This is a genomic window from Streptomyces sp. 184 (assembly GCF_045781775.1).
Lineage (GTDB): Bacteria > Actinomycetota > Actinomycetes > Streptomycetales > Streptomycetaceae > Streptomyces.
In genome coordinates this window covers 5194446-5212633 of the sequence record NZ_CP123230.1, presented here as the reverse complement: position 1 = coordinate 5212633, position 18188 = coordinate 5194446, and the positions used below count along the sequence as shown (strand labels likewise).

Annotated in this window: 18 protein-coding genes; 7 read left to right on the top strand and 11 right to left on the bottom strand. The window is 72.5% G+C overall.

The window, feature by feature from the left end:
- Positions 1-179: 179 nt before the first annotated feature.
- The 3 genes from QBL21_RS22035 to QBL21_RS22025 form a co-directional block, all read right to left on the bottom strand.
- Entirely contained in the window at positions 180-479 is a 300-nt protein-coding gene (locus QBL21_RS22035) for a hypothetical protein (RefSeq protein ID WP_407563950.1), read from the bottom strand.
- A gap of 452 nt (positions 480-931) precedes the next feature.
- Positions 932-1981, bottom strand: coding sequence for a fatty acid desaturase family protein (locus QBL21_RS22030; protein ID WP_407563949.1), 1050 nt, complete (start codon positions 1979-1981; stop codon positions 932-934).
- 123 nt (positions 1982-2104) lie between these two features.
- Positions 2105-2647 (bottom strand): hypothetical protein, encoded by a 543-nt coding sequence (locus QBL21_RS22025; protein WP_407563948.1) that lies wholly within the window; start codon positions 2645-2647, stop codon positions 2105-2107.
- Positions 2648-3028: 381 nt separating this feature from the next.
- Between QBL21_RS22025 and QBL21_RS22020 the strand changes: the two genes are divergently transcribed.
- Together QBL21_RS22020 and QBL21_RS22015 are read left to right on the top strand one after the other, a co-directional pair.
- Positions 3029-3232 (top strand): cold-shock protein, encoded by a 204-nt coding sequence (locus tag QBL21_RS22020; protein ID WP_407563947.1) that lies wholly within the window; start codon positions 3029-3031, stop codon positions 3230-3232.
- Positions 3233-3424: 192 nt separating this feature from the next.
- Complete coding sequence (locus QBL21_RS22015; RefSeq protein WP_407563946.1) at positions 3425-4891, top strand: DEAD/DEAH box helicase; 1467 nt, start codon at positions 3425-3427, stop codon at positions 4889-4891.
- Positions 4892-5410: 519 nt separating this feature from the next.
- Here the strand turns inward: QBL21_RS22015 and QBL21_RS22010 are convergent.
- The 5 genes from QBL21_RS22010 to QBL21_RS21990 all read right to left on the bottom strand — a co-directional run bounded on the left by QBL21_RS22010 (position 5411) and on the right by QBL21_RS21990 (position 10617).
- Complete coding sequence (locus tag QBL21_RS22010) at positions 5411-6073, bottom strand: TetR/AcrR family transcriptional regulator (protein WP_407563945.1); 663 nt, start codon at positions 6071-6073, stop codon at positions 5411-5413.
- A 132-nt stretch (positions 6074-6205) separates the two neighbouring features.
- Positions 6206-6898, bottom strand: a complete 693-nt coding sequence (locus QBL21_RS22005) for an SGNH/GDSL hydrolase family protein (protein WP_407563944.1) — start codon at positions 6896-6898, stop codon at positions 6206-6208.
- A 26-nt stretch (positions 6899-6924) separates the two neighbouring features.
- On the bottom strand, positions 6925-8322 hold the full coding sequence (locus tag QBL21_RS22000) for a DHA2 family efflux MFS transporter permease subunit (protein WP_407566506.1): 1398 nt from the start codon (positions 8320-8322) through the stop codon (positions 6925-6927).
- A 178-nt stretch (positions 8323-8500) separates the two neighbouring features.
- Positions 8501-9175, bottom strand: coding sequence for a TetR family transcriptional regulator (locus QBL21_RS21995; protein WP_407566505.1), 675 nt, complete (start codon positions 9173-9175; stop codon positions 8501-8503).
- Between the two features lie 224 nt (positions 9176-9399).
- Complete coding sequence (locus QBL21_RS21990) at positions 9400-10617, bottom strand: MFS transporter (protein ID WP_407563943.1); 1218 nt, start codon at positions 10615-10617, stop codon at positions 9400-9402.
- A 487-nt stretch (positions 10618-11104) separates the two neighbouring features.
- Here QBL21_RS21990 and QBL21_RS21985 point away from each other — a divergent pair, with 487 nt between their 5' ends.
- Positions 11105-11521 carry a RidA family protein gene (locus tag QBL21_RS21985; RefSeq protein WP_407563942.1) on the top strand — a complete coding sequence of 139 codons (417 nt, stop codon included), beginning with the start codon at positions 11105-11107 and terminating at the stop codon, positions 11519-11521.
- Entirely contained in the window at positions 11518-12363 is an 846-nt protein-coding gene (locus QBL21_RS21980; protein ID WP_407563941.1) for an SAM-dependent methyltransferase, read from the top strand. Before QBL21_RS21985 ends, QBL21_RS21980 begins: the two co-directional genes overlap by 4 nt.
- Before the next feature lie 34 nt (positions 12364-12397).
- Here the strand turns inward: QBL21_RS21980 and QBL21_RS21975 are convergent, their stop codons facing one another.
- From QBL21_RS21975 to QBL21_RS21965, 3 genes are read right to left on the bottom strand one after another with little or no spacing between them, the layout of a single operon-like run.
- On the bottom strand, positions 12398-13687 hold the full coding sequence (locus QBL21_RS21975) for a hypothetical protein (RefSeq protein WP_407563940.1): 1290 nt from the start codon (positions 13685-13687) through the stop codon (positions 12398-12400).
- Positions 13684-14091: a hypothetical protein gene (locus QBL21_RS21970; RefSeq protein ID WP_407563939.1), complete on the bottom strand. Its 408-nt coding sequence runs from the start codon at positions 14089-14091 to the stop codon at positions 13684-13686. Before QBL21_RS21970 ends, QBL21_RS21975 begins: the two co-directional genes overlap by 4 nt.
- Positions 14088-14723, bottom strand: a complete 636-nt coding sequence (locus QBL21_RS21965) for an HXXEE domain-containing protein (protein ID WP_407563938.1) — start codon at positions 14721-14723, stop codon at positions 14088-14090. The genes QBL21_RS21970 and QBL21_RS21965 overlap by 4 nt, the downstream gene beginning before the upstream one ends.
- 76 nt (positions 14724-14799) lie before the next feature.
- On the opposite strand from QBL21_RS21965, the gene QBL21_RS21960 reads away from it, so the two are divergent.
- The 3 genes from QBL21_RS21960 (at position 14800) to QBL21_RS21950 (ending at position 18137) form a co-directional block, all read left to right on the top strand.
- Entirely contained in the window at positions 14800-15381 is a 582-nt protein-coding gene (locus QBL21_RS21960; protein ID WP_407563937.1) for a TetR/AcrR family transcriptional regulator, read from the top strand.
- A 205-nt stretch (positions 15382-15586) separates the two neighbouring features.
- Positions 15587-17068, top strand: coding sequence for a M28 family metallopeptidase (locus QBL21_RS21955; protein WP_407563936.1), 1482 nt, complete (start codon positions 15587-15589; stop codon positions 17066-17068).
- Between the two features lie 28 nt (positions 17069-17096).
- Positions 17097-18137 carry a ParB N-terminal domain-containing protein gene (locus QBL21_RS21950; protein ID WP_407563935.1) on the top strand — a complete coding sequence of 347 codons (1041 nt, stop codon included), beginning with the start codon at positions 17097-17099 and terminating at the stop codon, positions 18135-18137.
- The last annotated feature ends 51 nt before the right edge of the window (positions 18138-18188 follow it).

Sequence of the window (18188 nt, the reverse complement as noted above, 5' to 3'; positions counted from 1 at the left end):
GGCGGCGGCCCCGCACGTCCCGCGGCGGGGAGCCCGAGGCGGTGATGCGGTCGATCTCCTCAGGCACCGCACCGACGTGACTCCGCCACCACTCGCCCGGCCGGTCCGCCCGGCAGCCGTAGGCGCAGCCCAGAGGCGGGCCCCCGCCGGCGACGCCCGTGGCCCGGCGGATGTGTGCCCTACAGCTCGTCGTCGTGCGGATGGCCCGTGACGAGGCGCAGACGGGGCGGCCCGACCGCCTCGGGGACGTGGACGGTGTCGATGGTGAGGTGGAGCCGGGTGCCCTGGCCGTCCTCCCCCGCGGGGTAGCTGCGCTGTTCGTCGCCCGCGAAGCGGAGGCGGAGCACCTCGGCGATCTGGCGCGCGGTCTCGGGGCTGGCCGCGACGATACGGACCTCCGCGAAGCCCGGTGCGGGGAGCGAACCCGGCCGTGGGGCCGGTGCGGGCGCCGCGTGGCCGTTGCCGGTGTCCGTGGTCATCCGGTGCCCGTCCCGCGGCCCCGGGCGCCTCTGCGCGCCCGGCTGCTCGGGCGCCGCCGGCCGCGACCGCCGTCCCGGTGGTCGCGCCGTACGAGGTGGTCGACATGACCACCCGGTTCGGGACCTGTACCGGGGACCGTCGTCGCGGCCCGGCGCGGACGCCGGGACGGCTCTCGGAGGACCCCCGGCCGCCCGCCGGCGCCCGTGGCCACCGCGCCCCCTCCCACCGGACGGAGACACGTGACTGCCGGTGAGCTGAGGCTTACGGCCGGGGCGGACCTGCGGACAACGGACAAAACCGTCATGAAGCGGACCGATCTCGGGCGGCGTCACGCCGGCCCGGTGTATCCGTACGCCGGGAACGGCGCCGACCACGAAGTCGGCACGCGAAGTGCTCCCGGCGCTCCCCACCCTACTCCGCCGCGGCCAGGCGTCCCGGCCGCGGCGGCACATCAGGACGCCCGGGCCGCGCCGCGCAGCGGGGCACCTGCCTCGTGCAGGCTGCGCAGAGCCTGCTTGTACGAGGCGAACAGCCCCGTCTCCGCGTAGGAGACGCCCAGTTCCTGGCAGTGACGCCGGACGATGGCCTGCGCCTTCGACAGATGAGGGCTGGGCATGCTCGGGAAGAGGTGGTGCTCGATCTGGTAGTTCAGCCCGCCCAGCGCCAGGTCGGTGAGCCGGCCGCCGCGCACGTTGCGGGAGGTGAGCACCTGGCGGCGCAGGAAGTCCGGGAGGTCGTTGCCGGACAGCGTCGGCATGCCCTTGTGGTTGGGGGCGAAGACGGAGCCGAGGTAGAGGCCGAACAGCCCCTGGTGGACGGCCAGGAAGGCGACCGCCATCCCGGGCGGCAGGACCAGGAACAGCACCGCCAGATACGCCGCGATGTGCCCGAACAGCAGGGTGCCCTCCAGCGTCCGGTGCTTGGTCTGGCGGCCGGCCAGCGCGCGGATGCCGGCGACGTGCAGGTTGACGCCCTCAAGGGTGAGCAGCGGGAAGAACAGCACGGCCTGCCAGCGGCCGAGCAGGCGGGGCAGTCCGCGGGCGGCGCGCGCCTGCTCGGGCGTCCAGACCAGGATGTCGGGGGCGATGTCGGGGTCGCGCTCTTCGTGGTTGGGGTTGGCGTGGTGGCGGGTGTGCTTGTCCTGCCACCACTCGTAGCCCATGCCGATGGCGGCGCCCGCGATCCGGCCGGAGGCGGTGCTCGCCCGGCGCAGCCGGAAGACCTGGCGGTGCGCCACGTCGTGGGCGACCAGGGCGACCTGGCCGAAGACCACGGCGAGTACGGCGGCGACCGCCAGCGTCCACCAACTGGCGCCGACGAACGCGAAGACGGTCCAGGCGGCGGCGTAGCACGCGGCCACGGCGGTGATGCGGACCGCGTAGTAGCCGGGGCGGCGGGCCATCAGCCCGGCGTCGGAGATCTTCTTCGACAGCCGGGCGAAGTCACTGCCGGTCTCGTTCGGGGGCCGGACACGTGCTGAGGGTGCTGAGGATGCGGTCATGGTGGTGCGTCCTTGTCTTCGGCGGTACGTACGCGGTCATCCGCCCGCCGTCCCGTAGGGACGGCGGGGAGGCGGGCCCGGAGAACATCGGTGATCTCCTCTCGGCGGGTGCGACACCCGCGGCTACAGGGCGATGTGTTCGCGGATCCTGCCCCGCACCATCGGTCTGCGGTCCCCGATGGCCAGGGGCAGGGTGGGCAGGCGGCGGGCCAGGTCGGCGGCGGTGAGCGGCGGTCCGAGCGGCAGGGTGACCTTGCCGCGGGCGTCCTCGTGCCACGCACCGACCTGCACTTCCCGGACCCGGGTGACGAGGCCGTCGACGACGTACACGACGGCGCGGAGTAACTCCCGCTTGTCACGGGCGACGGTGAAGCCCATGCGGTCGGCGTCCAGTTGGGCCCGGCTGTCCTCGCCGTGGCCCGTCTCGCCGTACCGCCGTCCCCCGGCGGTGACCCTCCTGGTGCGGCCGCCGCGGTAGACGACCATGACCACACCGGCGGCGCGTTCACGCGCCCGAACGGTCTTGGGATCCAGGTCAAGCAGGGTTGCCGCCTGACTGACCCCGCCGGCCCTCGCGACGATCGCGCGGATCACCATCGCGTACTCGGTGCAAAGCGCCCGCTGCCGGGATTCGATTATGCGCAGCCGATCAAGAAGATCGCGCATGCCATTCCCTCATGGTATGGGCCGGAGGCCCTTACGCCCCATTGGACGTATTTTCCGCGCCGATGTCAAAGAGCCGGAGATCACCGGACGCCATGGCCGGCCCGCGGCCCGCTCCCCCGGGGAGGTCACCGGGGGAGCGGGCCCTGGGCGCCGGGTGCCCGGCCGCCGCGGCCTGCGGAACCAAGGTCGTGTGCCGCCCGTGCTAGGCTGGACGCCAGTTGCAGTTGTGGTTCCCATGTACTTTGTGTGCGCCTGCTGGCTTTGACCTTCAGGCGCATTTCTGTTTTTCGGTGCTTTACCGGATCGGGTAATCATCGCGGCGACGCGGTATCGCGCACCGTGCGTACCGCCGGCATTGCCACCAAAAGGAGAGAAAAAGACATGGCCACTGGCACCGTGAAGTGGTTCAACAGTGAAAAGGGCTTCGGCTTCATCGCCCAGGACGACGGCGGCGCCGACGTCTTCGCCCATCACTCCAACATCAACGCCCAGGGCTTCCGCGAGCTGGCCGAGGGCCAGAAGGTGGAGTTCGACGCCGTCCAGGGCCAGAAGGGCCTCCAGGCGGAGAACATCACCATCGTCTGAAGCCTTGATCCGAGGACGTGGCGCAAGTCACGAGCACGGGCCGGCGCCGTATGGCGCGGGCCCGTGCCCTGCGGCCGGAGCGCTCGTCGCACCGCGCCGCCGTTCGCCCATTCCCCGGCCCGTTCCTGCGGCTTCCGTGCGGCTCGTCCCCGCCGGGATCTCCTCGACACGCGCCGTGACGAGGAGGTTCACATGAACCGCAGTACACCCCGCGCCCCCGACAACCCGGCCCGCCGCCGTTCGCGCGGTCAGGCCCAGCGCCGGTCGGGCCGCCGCAAACCCGCCGCCGTGCAGGGCGAGTTCGCCCTGCCGGCGAACACCACACCCGCGCTGCCCCCGGCCGCGTCGTTCGCCGACCTGGACATGCCGTCCGTGCTGCTGACGACGCTGCGGCATCAGGGAGTGCGGGTGCCGTTCCCCATCCAGGCGGCCACCCTGCCCGACTCCCTGGCCGGCCGGGACGTCCTCGGCCGCGGCCGTACCGGCTCGGGCAAGACGCTGGCCTTCGGCCTGGCGCTGCTGGCCCGTACCGCCGGCCGGCGCGCCACCGCCCGCCACCCGCTCGCGCTCGTCCTGGTGCCCACCCGCGAACTGGCCCAGCAGGTCACCGAAGCCCTCACCCCCTACGCCCGGGCGGCGCACCTGCGGCTCGCCACGGTCGTCGGCGGCATGTCCCAGGCGCGGCAGGCCGCCGCGCTGCGCGACGGCGCCGAGGTGGTCGTGGCCACCCCGGGACGGCTGCGGGACCTGATCGACCGCCGGGACTGCCACCTCGACCAGGTACGCATCACCGTGCTGGACGAAGCCGACCAGATGGCCGACATGGGCTTCCTGCCCCAGGTCACCGCCCTGCTGCGGCAGGTGCGGACGGACGGCCAGCGGATGCTGTTCTCGGCCACGCTGGACCACAACGTCGACCGGTTGGTCAAGGGCTTCCTCACCGACCCGGTCGTGCACTCGGTCGACCCGTCGGCCGCGACCGTGACGACGATGGAGCACCACGTGCTGCATGTCACGGACGGCGACAAGCGGACGGCCGCCACCCACATCGCCGCCCGCGACGGCCGCGTGCTGCTCTTCCTGCACACCAAGCGCGGCGTCGACCGGCTGACCAAGCACCTGCTGGCGAACGGGGTGAAGGCCGGGGCGCTGCACGGCGGCAAGTCCCAGTCCCAGCGCAACCGCACCCTTGAGCAGTTCAAGGGCGGAGACGTCACCGCGCTGGTCGCCACCAACGTCGCCGCCCGCGGTATCCACATCGACGACCTCGACCTGGTCGTCAACGTCGACCCGCCCGCCGACCACAAGGACTACCTCCACCGCAGCGGCCGCACCGCCCGCGCCGGCGGGTCGGGCAGCGTCGTGACCCTCGTCCTGCCCGAGCAGCGCCGCGAGATGACCCGCCTGACCACCACCGCGGGCATCACCGCACACGTCGCCCACGTCCAGCCCGGCAGCACGGAACTCGCCCGCATCACCGGCGCCCGCACCCCCTCCGGTGTCCCCGTCACCCCCACCGCATCCGCCGTGCGGCCCGTCAAGCGCAAGAGCACCGGAGGCCGCAACAACCGACGCGGCAACACCGCCCTGACCCAGCGCGCCTCGTCCCTCCGCACCCGCTTCCCGGAGAAGACGACGCCCCGCAGGGCGGCCGCGTAACGCTGCAACACAGCCCGGCTGCCGCACCTGCGAAGGCGGCCGGGCGACGAGCGGAAGTGAAGCCCGTGGAGGGGGCGGCACACCGCTCGAACGCGACGACCGGACCAAGGAAAACGAGGGCGGCGCCGGGCGCTTGGGCCGGGGAGCCGGAAGCGAAGGCCGATTCCCTGTCACACGGTCGAGTCCTGGTCCCGAGCCGGCCCACAACCCAACCCCTCATCCTCCGCACCGATCTGCACCTTGGCGGTGAGGTAGTAGACCAGTCACGGACCGCGCTGGGCGACGCGGAGGGAATCGATGACAGTCACACCTCCGCGCAGCGACGAGACCGGGCGCGCGGCCACGTTCCGGGAAGTCCCGGATGCTGGTGATCGCGGTTCGTTCAGAGGGGGCCATTCCTCTCGCGCCGGGCACCTGCCCTGCACCTCAAACAACGAGCGGACAGCAGCCTGGCCACACGCCTGCCGCACCGTACTGGGCGGACAGCCACCCAGCAGCCGTGTTCTGCGATCCCACGGGTCAGTACAGCCAGCGGGTGCCGCTGACCATGCGGTCGGTGATGTGTTCGTAGTGCGTCGGGGTGATGGCCGGGCCCGGGAGTGAGCCGCCGCGGGTGCGGTCGGCTTCCGGGCGCAGGCCGTCGAGGTAGAGCCGCAACTGGCGGTGGGCCAGGGCCGCGTCCTCGGGCAGCCCGTCGCCGGGGAGAAGCAGGGACAGGCGCATGATCATGAGGGGGATGTCGCCGAAGACGACGTCCTTGCGGACCTGGTCGGCCTCCTGCGCCCGCGTGAGGAGCCCCAGCACCGGGCGGACCGTCGCGCTGCGCAGCTCGTCGAGCTCCTCGTCGAACTGGATCCGGCCGGACAGCGCGGGCAGCACGGCACCGACGCGCAGGCTGAGGGCCACGTGTGCGAACCGGCGCAGCGCCTCGAACGGCTCGTCCTCGCGGTCCAGCGCCTGCTCCGCCGCCCGGCGTATCCCGGTGAGCGTGGCGGTGGCGACGCCGCGCATGAGCGCCTCGCGGTTGGCGTAGTTCCGGTAGAGCGTGGCGATGCCGACGCCGGCCCGGCGGGCGACCCTCTCCAGCGGGATGTCGGGGCCCTGGCTCACGAAGACCTCGCGGGCGGCCCGGAGAATCAGCTCACGGTTCCGCCGCGCGTCCGCGCGCATCCGGGCCCTCACGGTGCCTCCTCATGGCGAAGGGAATTCTCCCACTCGCCGTAACCGTAGGAGGGGGACGCAGCGTTCTCGCCCGTCCGAGGCGAAGTGAGAGACATGGCCGTACTGATCATCCACATCGGGGCGGAGGATTGTTCATGTCTCGGTCCGGGCCGCCTTGCCGCTGCCGGCGAGAAGTTCGACCAGGGTGTGGACCGTACGGGCCGCCGTTGCGGCGTGGCCGCGCCGGTTCAGGTGCAACCCGTCGCTGCCGTAGATGTCCGGGGCCGCTCCCAGCGGATCGTCGGTGAGCGGCACGTGTGCCGCGCCGTGTGCCGCGGCGATCGCCGCCGTCCGGGCGCCGAGCGCGCGCAGTCTCTCCGTCATCCCGGTGCGCATGGCCTCGGGCACGTACGGGGAGCCGGAACAGTCGAAGAGGCCGAGGGTGACCACGTCGGCGCCGCTCTTCCGCAGGGCCACGACGATGGCGTCGAGGTGCCCCGCCACCGCCTCCAGATCGAACCGCCGGCGCAGGAGGTCGTTCCCGCCGGCGGTCACGAGCGCAAGGTCGGGCTCGAAGGCCAGCGCCGGGGCGAGTTGCCCGGCGCGGATCTCCTCGGCCAGCAGGTCGCGCCGGCCGAGGTTGAGGTACTCGACCCGTTCGCCGCCGGTGCTCCGCCCCAGCGCGTTCATGACGGTCGTGGCCCAGGGGACGTCGGGAAACCCGGGCGTGGGTTCGCCGACACCTTCGGCGATGCTGTCCCCGATGACGACCACACGACGCCAGGGTGCGGAGGAGAGCGCGTCGAGGTCCTCGTCGGCCACTTCGTGAGAGCCGGGGATGGTCATGGGTGGAACCTCCGTTCTACGGGGTGTCATGCGGCCGTCTCCACGGTGGTGCCCGTGGCCGGGGGATCGGAGGACACGACTCGTGCCGGCGGCTTCTTCCCCGCCGAGGTGGCCAGGCCCATGCCGGCAGCGGCGGTGAGCAGCGAGGCGATCGCGCACATCCGGTAGACGTCGGCGAAGTCGCCGGTGCCCGGGCCGCCGCCGCCCCTGTTCAGGAGAGCGGCCAGCATCGCGAGACCGAGGGCACCGCCCACCTGGCGAGAGGTGATGTTCAGCCCGGTGGCACTGGCGAAGCGCGGTGGCTGGACCGACAGCGCCGCCGCGGTGGACACCCCGGTGCTGATCATGCCGATGCCGACCCCGCAGGTGAGTCCGGTGGGCAGCCACAGCGCCAGGAACGCCGGCTCGTCGGGTAGGGCGACGGCGATCCAGACCGCGGTGCCGGCCAGCACAAGGGCTCCGGCGACGACCGAACCGCGGGCGCTGAGGCGGGCCGAGTAGCGGCCCACCAGGATGCCGGCCAGTGCAGAGGCGACGGCACCATGAGTCATGGCGAGCCCCGCGCGCAGTTCCGAGTACTGCCACACCTGGGTGAGATAGAGGACGCCGAGCAGCAGCCAGGGGTAGAGCGCGAACCCGAAGAAGAACGAGACCACGTTCGCCATTGCGTAGCCGCGCCTGCGCCACAGGGTGACTTCCAGCCCGGGGTTGGGGTGCCGCCACGCCTGGGCCACGGCGGCGACGAGCAGCACCACGCCGCTGACGAGAGCGAGCAGCGTACGGGTGTCGTCCCATCCCCAGTCGGTCCCCTGGCTGACCCCCAGCACCACGCCGCCGATGCCGAGAGCGAGCAGCACGGAGCCGAGGAGATCCGGAGTGCGGCCTCCCGTCCGATGCGGGGAGACGACGCGGATGGCCGCGATCAGCGCTGCCCCGATGGGCACGGAGATGAGGAAGACCGAGCGCCAGCCGAAGGCGTCGACCAGCACCCCGCCGAGGCTGGGGCCGACGGCGGCGGCGAGGGAGGCGGACCCCGCCCAGATGCCGATCGCGGCGCCCCGGCGCGTCGGGGGCACCTGCCCGAGGATGATGGCGAGGGAGGCGGGGATCAACGCGGCGGCTCCGGCCCCCTGCACGGCACGCGAGACCAGCAGGACCTCCAGCGAAGGCGCGGCGGCGCAGCCGGCAGAAGCGAAGGTGAAGACCACGAGCCCTGCGAGGTACAGCCGACGACGACCGAGCGTGTCGGCCAACCGCCCGAGGGGCGCCAGGAGCGCCGCGAACGCGATGGCGTACGAAGTCATCACCCAGGTCAGCCCGGCTACGGACACACCCGGGAACTCCCGCCCCAGATCCGGCATGGCCAGGTTGGCGATCGTGACGTCGAGCAGAGCGACGAACGACCCTCCGCAGGCGAGCAACATGACGGCCACAGGGCTGCCGCCACCGGGGGACTCGGGATGTGAACGGGCGCTCAACGCATACCTCCAAAACATACCGACCGAAGGAATGTAAGTTCCGGGCGGCAGTCCGTCAACCTTCCGGCTCCTGCGGTGACGGTTCTCGGTGTCCCGCCAGAGATCGTCGGCCGCCGCCACGAACTCAACCCCGGTCGCGTACCTGATGGCCGGGTGGTGTGGGTGGCGTGCCGGTGAGGTGGATCTGGACGACCGGGGCGAGCCGGCGGATCAGATCCTCCCGGTCCGCCGAGGCCAGCGGCTCCAACCTGGCGATGTAGCGCAGCATCGCCGCCCCTACGAGCTGTGCCGCTGCCAGCTCCGCGCGCATCTCGCCGTCCGGCGGTGGCAGGGCGGAGGCGACGTGGCGGACCACGTTGCGGGTGAGCATGCGCCGGAAGATCGCCTCCGCGGTCCGGTTGGTGACGGCCGAGCGGACGACGGCGAGAATCGGCTCGCGGGTGAGCCGGTTCTCCCACACGCCGAAGAGCAGCCGCGTCAGCCGCTCCCCGGCCTCCTCGACCGGACCGATGAGCAGCACGTCCGTCACGGACAGCGCGGGCGTGAGGGACACCTCCAGAGCAGCCTCGAAGACCCGCTCCTTCGTGCCGTAGTAGTGGTGCACGAGGGAGGGGTCCACTGCCGCGGTCCTTGCGATGCGGCGAACGGTCGTCCTGTCGTAGCCGCGGGCGGCGAACTCGGCACGCGCGGCGGCGAGGATACGGTCGTTGGTCGTGGGCCCGACCGCACCCCGTGCCCGCGCCGGCCGCCCACGCCGCCGCCCGGGCGGAGGGGCGCCCGTATCGCCGGGCGGGGTCACCACGGTGCGTTCCGCGGGACATCCTCGATCGACACGTTCGCTGCGTCGGCTCGTTGCAGGGGTGACATATCGGTCCTGAGTAGTACACGGCCTCGCGGGTGCGACGAGAGCCGAACTGCCGAACGGATAGACACGGCCTGAAACTTCTACCGGTTCCGTGGGCCGTCGGCGCGTGCAGGGTCGCGGGCGGCGACTGCGGCTCTTCCGCAGTCGTACACCGGGTCTCAGCCTCGGGCCCGGTGGGCCGGGAGTTCCGGGCGGTGGCGGTAGAGGGCGGGGACGGCGGTGGCCAGGAGGAGGAGGTAGCCGGCGACGGCGAGGAGGTAGGGGGCGCGGAGACCGAGAGGGCCGGCCAGTAAGCCGCCGAGTACGGCCCCGGCGCTGACCGCGGTGTGCAGCAGGATGCGGAAGACGGCGGCGATGCGGCCCTGTAGGGCGGCGGGGACCGCGGCCATGCGCAGCGTCGCGATCGTCACGTTGCCGAGGCCGATGCCGAAGTTCTCCACCGCGAGCGCCGCTCCGGCGAGCCGGGGGTCGGTGGTGAGGACCATTCCGGTGTATCCGGTGGCGGCGGACAGGATTGCCGCGGGCAGCAGCCACAGCCGGTGGGGTTCGACGAGGCGACCGGCCGTCACCGCGCCGGCCAGCCCTCCGACGGCCGCGCCACCCACGAACACTCCGTACTGAGTCGGCGTCAGGTCCAGCACCTCGAGGCCCAGCAGCACTTGGACAGCAAGCGCACCGGACTGTAGGCCCGCCAGCACGGTGAGCGTGAGAGCGAGCAGCCGGACAAAGCGGTTGCGCCGTAGCAGGGCCAGGCCCGAGCGCACATCGTCGCGCAGGCGTGTGCCCGAGACGCGGTCGGAAGGAGCCTCCGGCGCTCCGCGCAGCAGCCACGCCGAGCCGCCGAAGGCGACGGCGTTGAGGAGCATGGGCAGGGCCGGCGCAGCGGCCGTCAGCGCCCCGCCCAGGGCGGGGCCCAGCATCCGGTCCGCCTGCCGGCCCGTCTCCAGATGACCGTTGGCCGTGCCCAGGCGCTCGCGGGTGACGGTCCGGGTGAGCCACGCCTGGGCCGCGCACTCGAAGACGACGGTCGCCGAGCCGACTGCGAATGCCGTGACCAGCAGCGTCGCCAGCGTGAGGTCAGTCCACAGGGCGAGTACGCCGGTCGCGGCGACGATCGCCATCCGGGTCAGGTCCGCGGCTATCAGCAGCGGTCGGGCGCTCCGCCGGTCGATCACGGCGCCGGCGACGAGGCCGAAGACCGCCCAGGGCAGCCGCAGCGCCAGCATGACGAGGGAGACGTGGAGCGGATCCGTGGTGGCGGCCACGGCCAGCAGGGGCAGGGTCACAGCGACCATGCCGTTGGCCGAGGAGGCGGTCGTGGCGGCCCACCAGTAGCGCCAGAACGTGCGGCCCAGCGCGGGGCGTTCCGACGACACGCGAACCTCCTACGCGCCCGTACCGACCGACGGGAGAACGGACAGGGCCGCCGGCCGGGCCGGCGGCCCTGCACCCCGTCGGAAGGGGGCCGACGGGGGATACCGACGGTGCTCAGTCCCAACCGTTATCGGCCATTGCGCATACCTCCTCTCGCACACCGTTTCCCGGAATCGGAGGGCACAAGGAAACGGCAGACGCCGTTCGACTGTCAATGTGCGCGTACCGAAGGCGCTCTCGTAAACCCGGGTAACGGCTGCCGAGCTGAAATCCGCGATTTCGCGCGCACCGCCGAACGTCGGCAACCGGATGGAAAATCCGGGCCGCCCTCCGCTTCCCGGCGACTTCTTCACCGGCCGCCACCGACGCCCTAAGCTGCGTCGCAGCCCCGGGCCTTGCTGTACCACCCGTCGGCAGGTCCGGGGCCCTGCGGGCACCCCCGCCCCGCTCTCATCTCCACCGACCGGCGCGATCCACGGAGGTATTGCGATGAATCGCAAGCAGAATTCCCTCTCGAAGCAGGTGATTCACACACCGGCCGCCGTGCTTCCCGTGGGTCCTTTCCCGCAGGGAGTGCGCGCAGGAGACTTCCTTTTCATCTCCGGCACGGTGCCCTACGACTCGAGCACGTCGCAGGCCGTCGAAGGCGGCATCGAGGTGCAGACGGCTCACGTCATGAGCAGCATCCGGCAAATACTCAAAGCGGCCGGGGGATCGATGGACGACCTGGTCAAGGTGACGGTCCATATGAAAGACGTCGGCGAGTGGGACAGAATGAACCAGGTCTACAAGACATTCTTCGACCATTACCTCCCGGCACGGATGACGATGCACGCACCGCCCCCGCTCGGTTTCCTCGTCGACATCGACGCGGTCGCGTACCTGCCCGGCAAGGGGCACGCGTGACAGCGGCGGACAGCGCGGAGCGACGACCGGCGGAAGAAGGCGGGCCGGGGTCCACGGACGGCCTGCGCACGGATCAGCCCCACGCCGCCCGGATGTACGACTACCTGCTCGGCGGGACCGACTACTTCGCTTCCGACCGGGCAGCAGCGGACCAGGCCGTCGCGGCCTTCCCCACGCTGCGCACCGCCGCCCGGGAGAACCGCCGCTTCCTCGGGCGGGCGGTGCGCCATCTGGTCGAACAGGTAGGCATACGCCAGTTCCTCGACATCGGCTCCGGGCTGCCCACGGCCGAGAACGTCCACCAGGTCGCCCGGCGGTACGCGCCCGACGTCCGCGTGGTCTACGTCGACAGCGACCCTCTCGTGCTCGCCCACGGGCAGGCCCTGCTGGCCGAGGACCACCGCACCACCGTCATCCGGGCCGACGCCCGCGAGCCGGAGACCGTCCTCGGCCACAGCGCCACCCGCCGGCTGCTGGACTTCTCCCAGCCCATCGGCGTACTGGCCGTGGCCCTGCTGCACTTCATCGGCGACAAGGACGATCCCGCGGGCATCGTGCGCACGCTGCGCGGTGCCGTGGTGCCCGGAAGCCACTTCGTCCTCTCCCACGCCACCGCCGACGTCGCCCCGTCGAACGCCCTGGGGGTACAGGATGCCTACCGCGCCCGCGGCGTACCGCTCAGCCTGCGCGGCAAGCAGGAGTTCACGGAGTTCTTCACCGGTCTGGAGCTGATCGAGCCGGGTATCCAGATGGTCTCCGACTGGCGCTCGGACCTCCCTTTGGAGCACCGTCCGTCCCACGCCGACGTCTCCTGGTACGGCGGCCTCGGCAGGCTCCCCTAGCGCGTCGGCCGCGGCGGGCGGGCGGCCGGAGCCCTCAGGCCAGTAGCAGGCCGAGGCCGGTCACGGTGTAGAGGACCATGAGCGAGAGCATCGGGAGCTGGCTCGCCACCCGGCCCGCGGTGAAGGTCCGGTCCGCCGTGTCGTGGGTGGCGATCGTGCCGACGACATGACCGGCGATCACGGAGACGATCTGCACGTGCGAGGTCGTCGCCGGCGTCAGGACGGCGTCGTCCACGGCCCGGTCGGCAAGCCCGAGCAGGTCGGCGCCGGTACCGAAGGGGTCGCTCGCGAGGATGACGGTCCGCTGCCCCTCCGTCAGCAGCAGCGTGACGTAGTGCGCGACGACGTAGCCGAGGGCGACGGGCAGGACCGCGGGGGCGAACTGCCGAGCCGTGCCCGGACGGTGGCGGGCGATGCGGTCCGCCGCGGCGGCGGCGAGCGCGTAACCCGCCGACACGACGGTGATCGCCGCCGCGAGCCCGAGCGTGCCGGTGACGGCGTCGGGCAGCGGGCCGTCCTGCCGCAGCCGGATCCAGAACGGGGCGCCCGACAGCCCGTCGTACGCGGTCGAGCCAAGCAGCACCAGGACCATCGCCCGCAGGCCGGGCCGCACGGGCAACGCGGCGAGTCCGGCCAGCGGGCTCCGCAACACCAGCCGCCCGTCCGGCCCGCGGCCGAGGGGCGACATGCGCGCGACGAGTGTGGAGTACACCTCGAAGGCGTCCGCGCGGGCGAACCAGCGGGGGCCGAAGACGACGGCACCGCCGAAGGCGACCACCGCGTACGCGCCGGCGTACGCACCCACGACGGCCGGGGACGTACGGTTCGGCGCCACCAGCTCCAGCCACGCGAACGAGGCGAGCAGCAGTGCGGCCGGCCGGTACCCCCACGCTTCCGGGTACGGCCGCCGGGGCCGCGGCGTCACCAGCCCGTACAGGAAGCGCAGCGGATTCAGCCGGCGCCAGACCGGGCCGCAGACCAGGGACGCCAGGGGGACGCCGACCCACAGCAGGACGTAGAGCATGCCCGGAGCGGCGTTCCGGGCCGGGTCGGGGTCGCCGGCGAGCACGGCGGCCGTGAACCACGCCGCGGCGAGCACGCCGGCCAGCCCCAGTGCCCGGCGGGTGAGCCGGGCGTCAACGGCCCGCTGGATCCGGGCGGGCAGCGTCCGCCCCGTCGGCCGGCAGGGCGGCGAGCGGGTGCCGGCCACCAGCACGAAGGTGGCGACAAGGGCCATTACCGCGCCGGTGAGGGCTTCGGACAGCGGGACGGGCAGGTCCTGGCGGCCGCCGACGCCGTGCGCGATCAGGTGCGCAGTGGTCACCGCACCGCCAGTTGGAACAGCACGAGGTGCGAGCCGTGCGTCTCGACCTCGTACAGCCCGGGCCGGTCGGCGACGAAGTCGATGGCGGCCGGCCGGCCCGGGGCGGCGCGGTCGGCGAGGTCGTACCCGTGGACATGCACCTCCTCGGTGCGGTCGGCGGTGACCACGATCCTGAGGCGCTCGCCCACGCGTACGGCATGGCGGCCGGGCGGGGGAGTGACCTCGTCGCCGGTGACGGCCACCCGAAGCTCACGCGCCGCCGGGGCCGATGCCCCCGCGCGGGACGTCGGCCGCGGCCCGGACGGGTCCGCCTCCTCGGCGGCGCAGCCGGTGAGGAGCGTGGCCGCGACCGCACAGAGGACGGGCGTGCGGATCGGACGAGGGACGAGGAGCTGAACGATCATGCCGCCGCCGGTCCCGTCGCGGCTTCGGCCTTGAGCCGGCGGCTCTCCTGGACCAGGAAGTAGATGAGCAGCACGCTCATGACGAAGTGCCCGAACGCGGTGTACAAGCCGGGGAAGTAGCCGCCTTCGAGGAACGGAAGGACGAAGTGGGCGATGGCGTTGACCAGGCCGAGCCCGAGCGCGTAGAACCACAGGGCGTAGTTCGCGACCCGGATCTGGTAGAGGGCACCGGCCCCGGCGAGGCAGAGCACCGCGCTCATATAGAAGACCGCCGCGAGCAGGAACGACTTCTCGGTCCAGTCCTGCGAGGTGTCGAAGAGGTCCGCGAAGTCGTGCGGGAAGCCGGCGAGATACTCCTCCGACATGTGGATGAGCTGGAACGCCACCGCGCACAGATACGCGGCGATGACCCTGCGGGAACGCACGGGGTGGGCGTAGTTCGTCTTCAGCCAGGCGACGTACGCCACCACGGCGGCGACGATCGGGGGGATCGCCCCCTGCCACGGCCAGACCACCACCAGCGTGACGCAGAAGCCGGTCATCACCAGGGCGGCGACCACGGCGGAGACACGTTCCGTTCGCTCCCGGGGGCGGATCGGCGCGGGTGCCGTTTCGGCCGGGGGGTGCTCCATGGCGCTACCTCCATTGTGAGACTCGGAGTATTGATACTGGTAGTATCTGAGACTGTCAATCTCACCGGGAGTGCCCATGACCGAGACCCGCAGCGGCCGCCGGCCGGACCCCGCCGTCGACACGGCGATCCGCGAGGCGGTGATCGAGCTGCTCTTCGAGCGCGGCTTCGAGATGACCTTCGACGAGGTCGCCGCGCGCGCCGGCGTGGGCCGCGCCACCGTGTTTCGGCGTTTCCCCACCAAGCGGGACCTGGTTCTCGACGCCGTCGCGCAGCTCACCGTGTCGCGCATCCAGATGCCCGACACGGGGTCGCTGCGCGGGGACCTCCTGGCCGGGATCGCCGAGATCATGCGGGTGTTCGGCGAGCCGCGGCTACGGCTCTTCACCCGCCGGATCCTCGGCGAGGCATGCCGCGACGCGGCCTTCAGCGACGTGCTCCGCGCCAACCTGGACCGCCGACTGGAGTTGATCTCCGGTGTGCTCGACCGGGGCGTCCTGCGCGGTGAACTGCCCGCCTCGGCCGACCCCGCCCTGATCTCCGATCTGCTCTCAGGTCTCCTGGCCGTCCGGCTCGCCACCGACACCGCGCTCCCCGGTCCCGAGGAGATCGCCGCGCTCGTCGACGGGCTCCTGCACGGCTTCGCCGCGCAGCGCTGAGAGTGCAAACGGCACCGGCGTGACGGCAGCGGTCACATCCGCTGGAGCCCACGCCGCCGTACCCGCGCCCGGGGCCGCGCGGCGTTGTCGGGTATGGCCAAAACCGGGCGGAGCCTGACCGTGCCGGCGCTGTCCCGGCGTACCACGAGGACCGAATGATCGAGAGGCCCGACCGGCGTTCGGTCACCCGATGGCAAGGAGCCGCATGCGCAAGTCCGTCCCGAGACATCTCGCCTCCCCACTCACCGCCCGGCCGCTCCTCACCCTGCTGCTGCTCCTGCTGCTCACCACCTCGGTCGCGTCCGTGCCGCGGTCGGCGACCTCCGTCGACGCGATCGCCGGATCGGTACGCGGCAAGCAACTCGACCGGCATCTGACGGCGCTGAAGAACATCGCCGACATGCACGGCGGCACGCGATCGCGCGGCACCCCCGGGTACGACGCCTCCGTCGCCTACGTCGCCGGGCAACTGCGCGGCTTCGGGTACGACGTGTCGTACACCGACGTGGAGTTCGGCAAGAGCTGGACCGAGCCGTCGCCGCCCGGAATGGCGCAGGTGTCACCGCGGCAGCGCACGTACTCCACACCGGACGACTTCGCCACCGTCGTCTCCTCCGGCGCCGGGGACGTCGCCGCCCGGATCCGGCCCGTCGACGTGATGCTGCCGATGCCGCCCGCCGAGAACGCCTCGACCAGCGGCTGCGAGATGAGCGACTTCAAGGACTTCGCACCCGGGGACATAGCGCTGCTCCAGCGCGGTACCTGCTCGCACTACCTCAAGGCCCGGAACGCCGAGGCGGCCGGCGCCGGGGGGATCGTCTTCTTCAACGACGGCTACCCCGGGCGGACCGATCCCTTCGTGTTCGACATCGCCGACTGGCGCTGGGCCCTGCCCATCGTCTACGCCACCGCTGCCGTCGGCCAGGACCTCGCCGCGGCGCCGGACACCACGGTGCGGCTGGAGGTCGACGCGCGCGCGGAGACGGGCCTCATCCGCAACGTCCTCGCCGAGTCGCCGCGGGGCAGCGCGGACGACGTGGTCCTAGCTGGCGGGCATCTGGACAGCGCCCCGGAGGGGCCGGGCATGAACGACAACGCCTCCGGCGTCGCCGCGCTGCTGGAGACCGCCCGGGTGCTGGCGGACCAACCGCTGCGCAACCGCGTGCGGTTCGCCTTCTGGGGTGGTGAGGCGGCCGGGCTGCTCGGCTCGACACAGTACGTGGGGGCCCTGCCGGCCGCTGAGCGCGAGCGGATCGGCCTGTATCTGAACTTCGACATGCTCGCCTCACCCAACTACGCCTACAAGATCCTCGACGGCGACGACTCCGACGGCGTCGGTGCCCCGGCCGGGCCGCCCGGTTCGGCGGCGATCGAGCGGGTCTTCGCGTCGTACTACGAGCGCCGCGGCCTCGGCCATGTGGGCATAGATTTTGCAGGCACCTCCGACTACTCGCCGTTCACGGCGCACGGCATCCCCGTCGGCGGCCTGGTCACCGGGGCCCGCGGGCTGAAGACCGAGACCGAGGCCGCCCTCTTCGGCGGCCGGGCGGGCGAGGCGTACGACCCGTGCCACCACAGGGCGTGCGACACCGGGGCAAACGTGGACGGGACCGCCCTGCGCACCAACGCGGGGGCCGTGGCCACCGCCGTCGCCACCTATGCATTCGGCGCACCGGTACAGGGCTGACCCGCGCGCCCACACCCAGGGAGAGAGCTTGAGCGCCGAGAAGCGAAACGCCGTCCTCTCGCTCCTTCCTTCCTCGTCCGCGATCGGGACGACGAAGGCCGAGGGGGCCGAGAGGGCCGAGGGGGTCGGCGAGGAGAGGGGCGGGACAGGCCCCGACCGGGTACCGGTCGACCGGCTGCTGAGAGCCGACTCACCCCGCCTCGACGGAGTCGACCACGACCATGTGCGCGTACTCGCCGAGGTCGAGACCGAGCTGCCGCCGATCCTGGTGCACCGGGCCACGATGCGCGTCATCGACGGCATGCACCGGCTGCACGCGGCCCGCCTCACCGGGCAGCCCACCGTAAGGGTGCGGTACTTCGACGGCACCGAGGGCGAGGCATTCGTCGCGGCCGTCGAGGCCAACATCAGCCATGGCCGGCCCCTGACCCTGGCGGACCGCCGGGTCTCCGCGCGGCGGATCGTCGACCTCTACCCCCGGTGGTCGGACCGGGCGATCGCCGCCAAGGCGGGCCTGTCCGGGAAGACCGTCGCCGCCATCCGGCGCGAGCACGGCGGCCCGGACCGGCAGTCGTCCGCCCGGCTGGGGCAGGACGGCCGGGTACGGCCGCTCGACGCCGCGGCGGGCCGCATGCGGGCCGGCGACGTGATCGCCGAGAACCCCGGCGCCACCCTGCGGGAGATCGCCGAGGCCGCCGGCATCTCCGTCACCACGGCGCGGGACGTGCGGCTGCGGTTGCGCCGGGGTGACAGCCCGCTGCCGGGAGGGCGGCGGGCCGGAGAGGAACCGGCCAGGGACCTGCCGCCCCGGCCGCGCGCGACCGACTGCGCCCCCGCGCTCGACTCCCTCAGACGTGACCCCGCCCTGCGCTACACCGTCGACGGGCGCGCTCTGCTGCGCTGGCTCGAAACCCACGTCGTAAGCGACGAGGACGTCGCCCGGCTGACCGGCGTTCCGCCGCACCGCATGGCCACCCTCGCCCTCGTCGCCCGCTGCTGCTCGGCGGTCTGGGAGCAGGTGGCGAACGAGCTGGAGGGGCGCGGCGCGGGCCGCGGCCCGTGCCCGTAGCGGACATGCCGTACGACCGCGGAACTTCCGCGGTCGCACGCCCCGCGGGCG

Bases quoted from the DNA above. Each gene is read 5' to 3' on its own strand.
- QBL21_RS22005 (WP_407563944.1), bottom strand. From the start codon at position 6,898: ATGACCATCCCCGGCTCTCACGAAGTGGCCGACGAGGACCTCGACGCG.
- QBL21_RS22035 (WP_407563950.1), bottom strand. From the start codon at position 479: ATGACCACGGACACCGGCAACGGCCACGCGGCGCCCGCACCGGCCCCA.
- QBL21_RS22030 (WP_407563949.1), bottom strand. From the start codon at position 1,981: ATGACCGCATCCTCAGCACCCTCAGCACGTGTCCGGCCCCCGAACGAG.
- QBL21_RS21970 (WP_407563939.1), bottom strand. From the start codon at position 14,091: ATGATCGTTCAGCTCCTCGTCCCTCGTCCGATCCGCACGCCCGTCCTC.
- QBL21_RS22025 (WP_407563948.1), bottom strand. From the start codon at position 2,647: ATGCGCGATCTTCTTGATCGGCTGCGCATAATCGAATCCCGGCAGCGG.
- QBL21_RS21955 (WP_407563936.1), top strand. From the start codon at position 15,587: ATGCGCAAGTCCGTCCCGAGACATCTCGCCTCCCCACTCACCGCCCGG.
- QBL21_RS22020 (WP_407563947.1), top strand. From the start codon at position 3,029: ATGGCCACTGGCACCGTGAAGTGGTTCAACAGTGAAAAGGGCTTCGGC.
- QBL21_RS21960 (WP_407563937.1), top strand. From the start codon at position 14,800: ATGACCGAGACCCGCAGCGGCCGCCGGCCGGACCCCGCCGTCGACACG.
- QBL21_RS22000 (WP_407566506.1), bottom strand. From the start codon at position 8,322: ATGTTGCTCGCCTGCGGAGGGTCGTTCGTCGCTCTGCTCGACGTCACG.
- QBL21_RS22015 (WP_407563946.1), top strand. From the start codon at position 3,425: ATGAACCGCAGTACACCCCGCGCCCCCGACAACCCGGCCCGCCGCCGT.
- QBL21_RS21965 (WP_407563938.1), bottom strand. From the start codon at position 14,723: ATGGAGCACCCCCCGGCCGAAACGGCACCCGCGCCGATCCGCCCCCGG.
- QBL21_RS21985 (WP_407563942.1), top strand. From the start codon at position 11,105: ATGAATCGCAAGCAGAATTCCCTCTCGAAGCAGGTGATTCACACACCG.